The 12008-nt window shown below is 62.2% G+C and carries 10 protein-coding genes; 3 read left to right on the top strand and 7 right to left on the bottom strand.

From position 1 onward, the window contains the following. The first annotated feature begins 5 nt into the window (after nucleotides 1-5). Together ACEWPL_RS06620 and folD are read left to right on the top strand one after the other, a co-directional pair. Nucleotides 6-1682 carry a formate--tetrahydrofolate ligase gene (locus ACEWPL_RS06620; RefSeq protein ID WP_393932721.1) on the top strand — a complete coding sequence of 559 codons (1677 nt, stop codon included), beginning with the start codon at nucleotides 6-8 and terminating at the stop codon, nucleotides 1680-1682. Between the two features lie 131 nt (nucleotides 1683-1813). Continuing rightward, a complete protein-coding gene (gene folD / locus ACEWPL_RS06615; protein ID WP_393932719.1) occupies nucleotides 1814-2707 on the top strand; it encodes a bifunctional methylenetetrahydrofolate dehydrogenase/methenyltetrahydrofolate cyclohydrolase FolD in 894 nt (297 codons plus the stop codon). 59 nt (nucleotides 2708-2766) lie between these two features. Here folD and pdeM read toward each other — a convergent pair whose 3' ends face one another. From pdeM to ACEWPL_RS06595, 4 genes are all read right to left on the bottom strand, one after another. After that, the gene (gene pdeM / locus ACEWPL_RS06610; RefSeq protein ID WP_393932717.1) at nucleotides 2767-3432 is read right to left on the bottom strand and encodes a ligase-associated DNA damage response endonuclease PdeM; all 666 of its coding nucleotides are present in this window, start codon (nucleotides 3430-3432) and stop codon (nucleotides 2767-2769) included. Nucleotides 3433-3448: 16 nt separating this feature from the next. After that, nucleotides 3449-4369 (bottom strand): restriction endonuclease, encoded by a 921-nt coding sequence (locus tag ACEWPL_RS06605; RefSeq protein WP_393932715.1) that lies wholly within the window; start codon nucleotides 4367-4369, stop codon nucleotides 3449-3451. Nucleotides 4370-4390: 21 nt separating this feature from the next. Further along, nucleotides 4391-6346 carry a DNA gyrase/topoisomerase IV subunit B gene (locus tag ACEWPL_RS06600; protein WP_393932713.1) on the bottom strand — a complete coding sequence of 652 codons (1956 nt, stop codon included), beginning with the start codon at nucleotides 6344-6346 and terminating at the stop codon, nucleotides 4391-4393. Between the two features lie 84 nt (nucleotides 6347-6430). Further along, the gene (locus ACEWPL_RS06595; protein WP_393932711.1) at nucleotides 6431-6682 is read right to left on the bottom strand and encodes a hypothetical protein; all 252 of its coding nucleotides are present in this window, start codon (nucleotides 6680-6682) and stop codon (nucleotides 6431-6433) included. A gap of 115 nt (nucleotides 6683-6797) precedes the next feature. Between ACEWPL_RS06595 and ACEWPL_RS06590 the strand changes: the two genes are divergently transcribed. After that, nucleotides 6798-7694, top strand: coding sequence for a DMT family transporter (locus ACEWPL_RS06590; RefSeq protein WP_393932709.1), 897 nt, complete (start codon nucleotides 6798-6800; stop codon nucleotides 7692-7694). Here the strand turns inward: ACEWPL_RS06590 and ACEWPL_RS06585 are convergent. The 3 genes from ACEWPL_RS06585 to dnaK form a co-directional block, all read right to left on the bottom strand. Beyond that, entirely contained in the window at nucleotides 7654-8463 is an 810-nt protein-coding gene (locus ACEWPL_RS06585; protein ID WP_393932707.1) for a division plane positioning ATPase MipZ, read from the bottom strand. The genes ACEWPL_RS06590 and ACEWPL_RS06585 overlap by 41 nt on opposite strands. A 244-nt stretch (nucleotides 8464-8707) precedes the next feature. Further along, entirely contained in the window at nucleotides 8708-9856 is a 1149-nt protein-coding gene (gene dnaJ, locus ACEWPL_RS06580) for a molecular chaperone DnaJ (protein WP_393932705.1), read from the bottom strand. A gap of 72 nt (nucleotides 9857-9928) precedes the next feature. Beyond that, nucleotides 9929-11842, bottom strand: a complete 1914-nt coding sequence (gene dnaK, locus ACEWPL_RS06575; protein ID WP_393932703.1) for a molecular chaperone DnaK — start codon at nucleotides 11840-11842, stop codon at nucleotides 9929-9931. Nucleotides 11843-12008: the final 166 nt, after the last annotated feature.

The raw sequence follows: 12008 nt of genomic DNA, 5'->3' as shown, positions 1-12008 counted from the left end.
TCCTAATGGCCTACAAAAGCGATATCGAAATTGCGCGCGCCGCACAGAAGAAGCCGATCCAGGAGATCGGTGACAAGCTGGGCATCCCGACCGAGCACCTGCTGCCCTACGGGCATGACAAGGCCAAGGTGTCTCAGGCCTATATCGACAGCGTGCAGGGCAACAAGAACGGCAAACTGATCCTCGTCACCGCGATCAACCCCACCCCGGCGGGCGAAGGCAAGACGACCACCACCGTCGGTCTGGGTGATGGCCTGAACCGCATCGGCAAGAAGGCGATGGTCTGTATCCGCGAGGCCTCGCTGGGTCCGAACTTCGGCATGAAGGGTGGCGCTGCGGGCGGCGGTTATGCCCAGGTCGTGCCGATGGAGGACATGAACCTGCATTTCACGGGCGATTTCCACGCGATCACCAGCGCGCATTCGCTGCTGTCGGCCATGATCGACAACCATATCTATTGGGGCAACGAACTGGAGATCGACATCCGCCGCGTCGTCTGGCGCCGGGTCGTCGACATGAACGATCGCGCGCTGCGCCAGATCACGGCATCGCTGGGCGGTGTGGCCAATGGTTTCCCCAACGAGACCGGCTTTGACATCACCGTGGCCTCCGAAGTCATGGCGATCCTCTGCCTTGCCAAGAACCTCAAGGACCTCGAAGAGCGTCTGGGCAGCATGATCGTGGCCTATCGCCGCGACCGCAGCCCTGTCTATTGCCGCGATATCGAGGCTCAGGGCGCGATGACCGTTCTGCTGAAGGATGCGATGCAGCCGAACCTGGTGCAGACGCTGGAGAACAACCCGGCCTTCGTGCATGGCGGCCCCTTTGCCAACATCGCGCATGGCTGCAACTCGGTCACCGCGACGACCACGGCGCTGAAAATCGCGGATTTCGTCGTGACCGAGGCGGGCTTCGGCGCCGATCTGGGCGCCGAGAAATTCATGAACATCAAGTGCCGCAAGGCGGGCCTCGCGCCTGACTGCGTGGTCCTTGTCGCCACTGTGCGCGCGATGAAGATGAATGGCGGCGTCGCCAAGGCCGACTTGGGGGACGAAAATGTCGATGCCGTCAAGGACGGCTGCGCCAACCTTGGGCGTCACATCGGCAACCTCAAGAGCTTTGGCGTGCCGGTGGTCGTTGCCATCAACCATTTCGTCAACGACACCGATGCTGAGGTCGAGGCGGTCAAGGAATACGTCAAGAGCCAGGGCAGCGAGGCGATCCTGTCGCGCCACTGGGAGCTGGGCAGCGAAGGCAGCGCCGACCTAGCCACCCGCGTTGCGGAAATCGCGGAAAGCGGCGTGTCGGATTTCAAGCCGATCTATCCCGACGACATGCCCCTCTTCAAAAAGATCGAGACGATCGCCAAGAACATCTATCACGCTGATGGTGTCGTGGCCGATGGCAAGATCCGCGATCAGCTGAAGCAGTGGGAAGAGGCGGGTTATGGCAATCTGCCGATCTGCATGGCCAAGACGCAATACAGCTTTACCACCGATCCCAGCCGCCGCGGTGCGCCCACCGGCCACTCGGTGCCGGTCCGCGAAGTGCGCCTGAGCGCCGGTGCCGGTTTTGTTGTCGTCGTCTGCGGCGAGATCATGACGATGCCCGGCCTGCCGCGCGTGCCTGCGGCGACGTCGATCCGTCTCAACGATAGCGGTGAGATCGAAGGTTTGTTCTAAAGAGCCCGGCTTGCAGGGGGCATCGAGCCTCCTGCAAGCCGGTCGCCGCCCTTCGGGCGGCTCCTGCCTCCGGCGGGGATGTTTTCAGCAAGAAGAAGCGGGGGCGGTGCCCTTGTGGCAAGGAGAGCGCGATGACGGCTCAGGTGATTGACGGCAAGGCCTTTGCGGCCGAAGTGCGCGGCAAGGTGGCCGAGCATGTGAAGCGTTTGAAGGAGAAGCACGATCTGGTCCCGGGCCTCGCCGTGGTGCTTGTGGGCGAGGATCCGGCGAGTCAGGTCTATGTCCGCTCGAAGGGCAAGATGACGACCGAGGTCGGCATGAAGAGCGTCGAGCACAAGCTGGATGCGGACACATCGGAGGCCGATCTGCTGGCGCTGATCGATCAGCTGAACAAGGATGAGAGTATCCACGGTATCCTTGTGCAGCTGCCTTTGCCCAAGCATCTGAATGAGGATCTGGTGATCAATTCCATTGATCCGGCCAAGGATGTGGACGGGTTTCATATCTCGAATGTGGGCCTGTTGGGCACCGGGCAGAAGAGCATGGTGCCCTGCACGCCGCTGGGCTGCCTGATGATGCTGCGCGATCATCATGGCTCGCTTTCAGGTATGGACGCGGTCGTGATAGGGCGTAGCAATATCGTGGGCAAGCCGATGGCGCAGCTTTTGCTGGGCGATAGCTGCACCGTCACGATTGCGCATTCCCGGACCAAGGATCTGGCGGACGTGGTGCGCCGGGCCGATATTGTGGTGGCCGCCGTGGGCCGCCCCGAAATGGTACCCGGCGACTGGATCAAGGAAGGCGCCACCGTGATCGACGTGGGCATCAACCGGATCGACAAAGGCGATGGTAAGACCAAGCTGGTCGGCGACGTGGATTACGCCAGCTGCGCAGAGCGCGCGGGCGCCATTACGCCGGTGCCGGGCGGCGTCGGGCCGATGACGATCGCCTGCCTCTTGGCCAACACCTTGACGGCGGCCTGCCGGGCCAACGGGCTGGAGGAGCCTGAGGGGCTGACGGCCTGAGCTACAAGTGAGCCAAGTTTTGGGGCCGCGCCTTGCGACAGGGCGCGGCCTTTTTGCGTTCAGCGCGGCATGGGAATGGCGCGCGCGGCCGTGCCCGTCAGGACGGCCACCGCCTCGGCCCGCATGAGCCCGGAGAGAGCTGCGCTGTCGCTGCGCAGACCGCCGGTATAGGTTCCATATGCTGGCAGGATCACGCGGTCAGTGTCGACCAGGAAAGCGGGGCGGCTAAGGCTGCGCCCGCGTGCCCTTACCAGCGCCTTGGGGTGGTAATGGCCCGAAAGCTCGCCACTGGCGCCGGGGCGCGCGATATGCCTGAAGGTAAGCGGGGGGAGCGGCAGCTCGGCCAGATGCGTGCCGCCCAGATCGACCGGGCCGGGATCATGGTTGCCCTCGATCCAGACCCAGCGGCGGCCGGATTGCATCGTGGTGATCCAGAGCTTGGCCGCGTCCGGCAACGCATCCACCGCCGCACTGTCGTCAAAACTGTCGCCGAGACAGACGACCGTCTTGGCATTGGTGGCGTTCAGGTCGGTGTCAAGCCGCGCCAGCGTGTCCTGCGTCTCGTAAGGAGGGAGGGAGGCCGTGCCCAGCCTTGCCCGCCGCTCGGACTTGCCAAGATGCAGGTCCGACACGCAGAGCAGGTTTTGATCCGGCCAGTAGAGCGCGCCGGAAGGCAGGGCGATGAGCGTGGCGCCGGCGAGGGTGAAGGAGTGGTGGGTGGTCATGGGTGCGAATTGGCGATCAGATGTCCGAGAAATAGTCTTCGTCGAGACTTCTGACATAATACGTGGAGCGCTTTCGCACACCAACATCATGAGCAATCATGAGTTGCGCCAGCTTGTCACCGTCAATCAACACGATGCGCTGCTGAACACGGCTGATGTAATCGCGTGCTTCTTTTGAAAACGAGGAGGTAGTGACAAAGACTCCTTTGGTGGCACTTTCGCCTGTCAGTGAGCCAACAAAGCGCTGAATATCAGGCCGGCCGACTTTGTTGTCTGGTGCGTATCGCTTGGCCTGAATATAGACGGCATCGAGGCCCAGCGCGTCCTCGTTTATGATCCCGTCAATGCCACCATCCCCGCTGCCTGGCGTCATCCGGCTGTTATCGAGATCACCCCGCCCGAAATTCATGGCTGAAAGCAGGTCCAGTATCAGTCTTTCGAAACGTGTGGGTGACACCTGCATCACCGCGCCTATCAACTCTTCTCTCAAAGCGGCCTCAATGACGCGACTGGCAGTCATCATGGCATCCTCAGGTGTCTGATCAATCACCTTCCGATCCGCTGAGCAGTCTTCCCCAAGGCCATCCTTTGTTGCCGGTTGGTCCTTCCAGTCGGAAAATCCGTCGAACTGACTCAAGTCTGCGTTTCCGATCCGATCCGGGTCTTTCGCCAAAACCGCCTTGCCCAACGCCGTGATCTCGTGATGCCCACGCTTCGGCGAGGTGAGCAAACCGGCCTTGCCCAAATACGTGCGCGCCCAATGAGCACGGTTGTAAAGGCGGGTCATCTTTCCGCTCGGCAACAGTTCTGCCGCGTCCTCATCGCTGATCTCAAACTCGATTTTCAGATCTTCGATACATTCAGCGACACTCGTCTTGCCAGACCCGAACAATTTCAGAACGGGCAGCATCAGCGTTTGATAATCCGGTACAGGCATGACCCTAGATTCTTTCAACCCTCAAACATCCAACTCTTCGACAAAGCGTGCGTTTTCCTGAATATACTGGAACCGCAACTCGGGCTTCTTGCCCATCAGGCGCTCGACCAGATCGCCGGTCTCGCCCGGTTCGTCCTCGTCGATGGTGACGCGGATCAACTTGCGGGACTTGGCATCCATCGTCGTTTCCTTGAGGTCCTTGGCGTCCATCTCGCCCAGACCCTTGAAGCGGCTGACGTCGATCTTGCCCTTCCCGCCCAGGCCCTTCTCCATCCACGCATCACGCTCGGACTGGTCTAGGCAATAGACGCGGCGCGCGCCCTGGCTAAGGCGGTAGAGCGGCGGGCAGGCAAGGTAGAGGTGACCCGCGTCGATCATCGGGCGCATCTGGGTAAAGAAGAAGGTCATCAACAGCGACGCGATATGGGCGCCATCGACATCGGCGTCGGTCATGATGATGATCTTGTCATAGCGCAGATCGTCGAGGTTGAATTTCGAGCCCAGCCCGACCCCAAGAGCCTGTGTCAGGTCGCTGATTTCTTGGTTGCTGCCCAGTTTCGAGCTGGCGGCGCCGAGCACGTTCAGGATCTTGCCGCGCAGAGGCAAGAGGGCCTGCGTCTTGCGATCACGTGCCATCTTGGCCGAGCCGCCGGCTGAGTCCCCCTCGACGATGAAAAGCTCGGTCCCATCGCGGGTGTTGGACGAGCAATCGACCAGTTTGCCGGGCAGGCGCAGTTTCTTGGTCGCGGTCTTGCGCTGGGTTTCCTTTTCCTGGCGGCGGCGCAGGCGTTCCTCGGCGCGCAGAACAAGGAAATCGAGAATCGCGCCCGCCGATTTCGTATCGGCGGCCAGCCAGTTGTCGAAATGGTCGCGCACCGAGTTCTCGACCATCCGCTGTGCATCGACCGTGGCGAGGCGGTCCTTTGTCTGGCCGACGAATTCCGGCTCGCGGATGAAACAGCTGACCAGCGCGCCCGCGCCGGTTATGAGGTCCTCGCGGGTGATCGTGGCGGCCTTCTTGTTGTTCACAAGCTCGCCGTACGCCTTGATACCCTTGAGGATCGCGGCCCAGAAGCCCGCCTCATGTGTGCCGCCTTCCGGGGTGGGGACCGTGTTGCAATAGGACTGGATGAAGCCATCGCGTGCGGGCGTCCAGTTGATCGCCCATTCGACCTTGCCGGGGACCTTGAATTTCTCGAAGCTGACCGAACCGGCGAAGGGCGTGTCGGCATAGGTGGTCGCGCCGCCCATCGCCTCGGTCAGGTAGTCCGAGAGGCCGCCAGGGAAATGAAACTTGGCTTCGCGCGGCGTCTCGCCATCGTCGATGCCGGTCTTCCAGCGGATCTCGACGCCCGAGAAAAGATACGCCTTGGAGCGCGCCATCTTGAAAAGACGTGCCGGTTTCAGCTTGAGCGACCCGAAGATCTCGGCGTCGGGATGAAAGGTGACGGCGGTGCCGCGCCGGTTGGGGGCGGCGCCGATCTTCTCCAATGGCGCGACGGGCAGGCCGCGCGAGAACTCCATCGCGAAGAGCTCCTTGTTCCGGGCCACCTCGACGCGGAGGTGATCCGAGAGCGCGTTGACCACCGAAGAGCCGACGCCATGTAGACCGCCCGATGTCTGATAGCTGTCGCCTGAGAATTTGCCTCCAGCATTCAGCGTGCAGAAGATGATCTCAAGCGCGGATTTCGTCGGGTCCTTGGGGTGCGGCCCTGTGGGGATGCCCCGCCCGTTGTCACGCACCGAGACATGCCCGTTCTCGTGCAGTTCGACCTCGATCCAGGTGGCGTGACCGGCCACGGCCTCGTCCATCGAGTTGTCGATGATCTCGGCCACCATGTGGTGCAGGGCGCGGTCATCCTTGCCGCCGATATACATGCCGGGGCGCAGGCGCACATGCTCCATATCCTCAAGGACCTGGATCGAAGAGGCATCATAGTCGCCTGAGGAGGTGGCGGCGGTCAGAAGGTCGGACATGGGGTGCGCTGCTCGCTCATTTTGAGTTTGTGCGAGTATGACAGAGCCGCGCGCCGGTTGGAAGAACCGCGTCGTCCTGACCCGTCACGGAGGCCATATCAGCAGGCCTAGGCCGATCAGCATCAGAAGAACCGCCGTCAGCGCGGCCAGCCTGCCGAGGATCTGCGCGCTCATTGGACTGGAGCAGGCCAATTTCAGCAGGCGGGGACCGCTGGGGACGCCGACATCGGACGTGCTGCGCCTCAGCGCCGGGAGGAACGCGCAGAGCATGCAGGCCCAGATGGAAAAGATACCGGCCGAGAGGCTGAGCCAGATCACCTGAACAAGCGGCATCATGGTCTGCCCGGCCGGGTTCTGCGGTAAAATGTTGGCACTAGCCCCCTTGTCAGATGCGGACGGCAGATCCGCGCTATCGCTTTACATTGCGCCGATTCCCATCAACAAATTCCTAATGAGCGATCATCTGAAGGGGCTGCTGATCACCGCGCTGGGGGTGATGATGCTGGTCCCCGATTCCCTTTTCGTGCGCCTGATCCAGGCGGATCCGGCCACGACAACGTTCTGGCGGGCGGTGGTCTCGGGCAGCCTAATCCTGATTGGATGCCTTTTGTTTCAAGGGCTTGCCGGGTTTCGGGCGGTGCTGCGCACGGGGCGAGCGGGCCTTCTCTACACGCTGCTGATGTCGACGACGGCGCCCGGATTCGTCATGGCGATATCGTTGACCAGTGTGGCGAATGTCGTCTTCATCTTTGCCTCTATCCCGGTCTTTGCCGCCCTTTTCAGCCGCATCTTTCTGGGCGAGCCCTTCAGCCGCCGCATGGTTCTGACCATGGCGGCCGTTCTGCCCGGCCTAGGTATCATCGCCTATGGCAGCGGCGAGAACGCGACCGCCAGTTGGCAGGGGGACGTGATTGCGCTGGCGGTCTCGGCCAGCTTTGCAGGGGCGCTGACAACGGTGCGCAAGGTGCGCGCCACATCGATGATCCCGGCGATTCCGGTGTCCTATCTGCTCTCGGCGCTGATCATGCTGATCTGGGCCACTCCCGGGCAGGCTGTGCCGTCGCAATGGCCCCTGGTCGCGGCGCATGGCACATTCATCGCGCTGTCGACATGCCTTTTGACGCTGGGCCCGCGCTACCTGGCCTCGGCCGAGGTGTCGCTGCTGATCTTGCTGGAATCTGTGCTGGCGCCGATCCTAGTGTGGGCGGTGATCGGTGAAGATCCCGGGCCATGGGCGCTTGCCGGCGGGGCGCTGATCATCGGGGCGCTGCTTGTCTCGAACGCGGTCGCGCTCAGGCGCAGGCGGGTCAGAACTTCGCCTCGATCCCCGGAAGTTTCAGCGCCGTGATGAGATCGCGCAGCTCCTGACGGGCGGCGATGTTCGAGATGTTCAGCTGCTTCACGCCCACATCCTTGAGGTCCAGCAGGGTCAGGCCGCGTGGAAAAAGCTCGCGGAAAATCACGCGCTCGTTAAAGCCGGGGGCCGTGCGAAACCCGATGCGCTTGGCCAGGTTGTCCAGCGCGGCGCCCATCTTTTCCTTGTTCACCATCGCCTGAGCGCCCACGCGGTTGCGCACGACGATCCAGTCGATCGGCTTGAGCCCCGCCTGCGCGCGCAGCTGGCGCGCATTCCAGACCATCTCGGAATAGACCGAGGGCCGCAGGATCTTGGTCCCGTCGGCATCCACATGGGCCAGCAGATCGAAATCGACAAAGCTGTCATTGAGCGGCGTGATCAGCGTATCGGCAAGGCTATGAGCCACTTGGCTGAGGCGCGTGTGCGAGCCGGGGCAGTCGATCACGATGAAATCGCTGTCCGGCTCCAGCGACGCAACCGCCTCGGAGAGGCGCCGGTCATACATATTCTCACCGGGGCCGAGGGCCGCCTGATCGACCTCGGGCAGGTCGTGATAGAAAGGGCTGGGCAAAGACAGGCCCGACTTGGCCATATAGGCCTTGCGGTTCTCGGCGTAGCGGCCGAACGTCTTTTGGCGCAGGTCCAGATCCAGCGCGCTGACGGTGTTGCCCAGTCGCGCCAAAGCGGTGGCGACATGCATCGACACCGTAGATTTTCCTGCGCCGCCCTTTTCGTTTCCGACGACGATGATATGCGCCATGTCCCAAGATCCCTTGCCCACGCCCTCGGCTTGGGGCGTTTGCGGCACATTATATCGCGCATGGACAATAGGAAAGGGCAGCGGCCCGAAGTTGACGCGTGAAATGCCGTTGTTTCCGCGACCGATGCAGGTTTGAAACAGTGCCGCGCGGCCAATTGCGAGCAATCGTCCATGCGGCTTTGGAGGCACATGAAAAAGGCCCCGCCTGTCAGGGTGGGGCCTTGCGACCATTAGGGCGCGAGCTTCAGCCCTTCATGCTGTCCCAGAACGACTTGACGGACTTGAAGAACGTCTTGCTCTCGGGGTTGTTGTCCTCGGACAGCGCCTCGAATTCGCGCAGGAGTTCCTTTTGCTTGGACGTCAGGTTCACCGGCGTCTCGACCGCCAATTCGATGAACATGTCCCCCGCGCTGCCGCCACGCAGGGCGGGCATGCCCTTGCCGCGCAGGCGCATCTGGCGACCAGACTGGCTGCCGGCAGGGATCTTTACCTTGCTGCGGCCACCGTCGATGGTAGGCACCTCGATATCGCCGCCGATCGCAGCGCTGATCATCGAGACGGGCACGTTGCAGTAAAGGTTCGTCTCTTCACGCTCGAAGAGCGGATGCTTGGTGACCTCAATGAAGATATAGAGATCGCCGGGAGGCCCGCCGCGCATGCCGGCCTCACCCTCGCCCGAGAGGCGAATGCGCGTGCCGGTCTCGACGCCCGCGGGGATGTTCACGCTCAGCGCACGGTCCTTTTCGACGCGGCCTTGGCCGCCGCAGGCCTTGCATGGGTTCTGGACGATCTGGCCCATACCCGAACAGGTCGGGCAGGTCCGCTCGACCGTGAAAAAGCCTTGCTGCGCGCGCACCTTGCCCATGCCCGAGCAGGTGGGGCAGGTCGTCGGCTCTGCGCCGCCCTCGGCGCCCGACCCGTCGCAGGAGTTGCACTGGACAGAGGTGGGCACGTTGATCGTCTTTTGCAGGCCCTTATAGGCCTCTTCCAGTGTGACGCGCATGTTGTAGCGCAGATCCGAGCCGCGCGCGGCCCGTTGCCGCCCGCCGCCACCGCGCGCGCCCATGAAATCGCCAAAGAGATCGTCGAACACGTCAGAAAAGGCGCTGGCGAAATCGCCGTGGCCCTGCGGTCCGCCGGGGCGTCCACCACCGCCGCCCATTCCACCCTCGAAGGCGGCATGGCCGAACCGGTCATAGGCTGCTTTCTTCTCGGCGTCCTTCAGAACGTCATAGGCCTCGCCCACTTCCTTGAACTGGGACTCGGCGTTGGGATTGTCCTTGTTGCTGTCGGGGTGCAGGGCGCGCGCCTTTTGGCGATACGCCTTTTTCACCTCGTCTGCCGAAGCCCCGCGCGCGACGCCCAGAACCTCGTAATAATCGCGTTTGGCCATTCTGGGACCTCCTTAACCTGAAACGAAACGGGCCGGCCTTGCAGACCGGCCCGAAAGTTTCTCAGCGGCGCATCACGCGCGCTTGTTGTCGTCGAGGTCCTCGAAATCGGCATCGACGATATCGTCATCGCCGCCGTTGCCAGCCTCATCCGCAGCGGAGGGGCTGCCATCGTCTTCCGACTGGCTGGCCTTGTAGATGGCCTCGCCCAGCTTCATCGCGGCCTCCGAGACATTCTGGATGCCAGACTTGATCTTGGCTGCGTCGTCGTTCTCGAGGTCTTCCTTGAGCGCCGAGATGGCCAGTTCGATGGCTTCGATCGTGGTGGGATCCACCTTGTCCGAATGCTCTTCCATCGACTTCTCGGTCGAGTCAATCAGGCTTTCGGCCTGGTTGCGGGCCTCGACCAGCTCGCGGCGGCCCTTGTCGGCCTCGGCATTCTCCTCGGCGTCCTTGACCATCTTTTCGATGTCTTCCTCGGACAAACCGCCCGAAGCCTGGATCGTGATCTTGTGCTCCTTGTTCGTGCCCTTGTCCTTGGCCGAAACCGAGACGATGCCGTTGGTGTCGATGTCGAACGTCACCTCGATCTGGGGCATGCCGCGCGGTGCGGGCGGGATATTCTCCAGATTGAACTGGCCCAGCATCTTGTTGTCGGCCGCCATCTCACGCTCGCCTTGGAACACCCGGATCGTCACGGCGTTCTGGTTGTCCTCGGCGGTCGAGAAGACTTGGCTCTTGTTCGTCGGGATCGTCGTGTTGCGGTCGATCAGACGGGTGAAGACACCGCCCAGCGTCTCGATACCGAGCGACAGGGGCGTGACGTCCAGAAGGACGACGTCCTTGATATCGCCCTGCAGGACGGCAGCCTGAATGGCGGCGCCCATCGCGACAACCTCATCGGGGTTCACACCCTTGTTCGGCTCCTTGCCAAAGAGCTTGGTCACCTCTTCGATCACCTTGGGCATGCGGGTCATACCGCCGACCAGAACGACCTCGTCGATATCACTGGCCGTGAGGCCCGCATCCTTGAGCGCGGCCTGGCACGGCTTGAGCGACGACTTGATCAGATCGCTGACCAGGCTCTCCAGCTTGGCACGGGTCAGTTTCATGACCATGTGCAGCGGCTGGCCGTTCGAGGACATCGAGATGAACGGCTGGTTGATTTCGGTCTGGCTCGAGCTCGAGAGCTCGATCTTGGCCTTCTCGGCGGCCTCTTTCAGGCGCTGCAGGGCCATCTTGTCCTGCGTCAGGTCGACCTGGTGCTCTTTCTTGAACTCTTCGGCGAGGTAATTGACGATGCGCATGTCAAAGTCTTCACCGCCAAGGAACGTGTCGCCATTGGTGGCCTTCACCTCGAAGAAGCCTTCGGCCATCTCCAGAATGGTCACGTCGAACGTGCCGCCGCCGAGGTCATAGACCGCGATCGTCTGCTCGTCCTTCTTGTCGAGGCCATAGGCCAGTGCGGCAGCCGTCGGCTCGTTCACGATGCGCAGGACTTCGAGGCCGGCAATCTTGCCCGCGTCCTTGGTGGCCTGGCGCTGCTGGTCGTTGAAATAGGCAGGAACGGTGATGACGGCCTGCGTCACTTCCTCGCCCAGATAGCTCTCGGCAGTTTCTTTCATCTTGCCCAGGATGAACGCGCTGATCTGGCTGGGCGAGTATTTCTCGCCGCGCGCCTCGACCCATGCGTCGCCATTGCCGCCGTCGATGACGGTGAAGGGCATGTTTTTCTTGTCCTTGGCCAAGTCGGCATCGTCGGCGCGGCGGCCGATCAGGCGCTTGACGCCAAAGACGGTGTTTTCGGGGTTGGTGACGGCCTGACGCTTGGCCGGCTGACCAACGAGGCGCTCATTCTCGGTGAAGGCGACGATCGAGGGGGTCGTGCGCGCCCCTTCCGAGTTTTCGATCACGCGGGGCGTTTGGCCATCCATGATGGCAACGCAGCTATTCGTGGTTCCGAGGTCGATACCAATAACTTTGGACATGGATTTCATCCCTTTCTCTTCAGGCGATATAGGCGGGGTCAGACCCGTTACGGCATCCGTGCCCCGGTTTGGTAAGGCTTGACCCATGTTTGCGGGTCAACGCTTCCGGGCGTATATAGGGAGGGCGGGAAGGCCCTGCAAGCGGTGGAGCGTCAGGCGATTTGCA

Origin of the sequence: Roseovarius roseus (assembly GCF_043355935.2) — a bacterium.
Lineage (GTDB): Bacteria > Pseudomonadota > Alphaproteobacteria > Rhodobacterales > Rhodobacteraceae > Roseovarius > Roseovarius roseus.
Note: the sequence above shows the minus strand (reverse complement) of the source record. Positions and strands in the feature narration are given on the sequence as shown.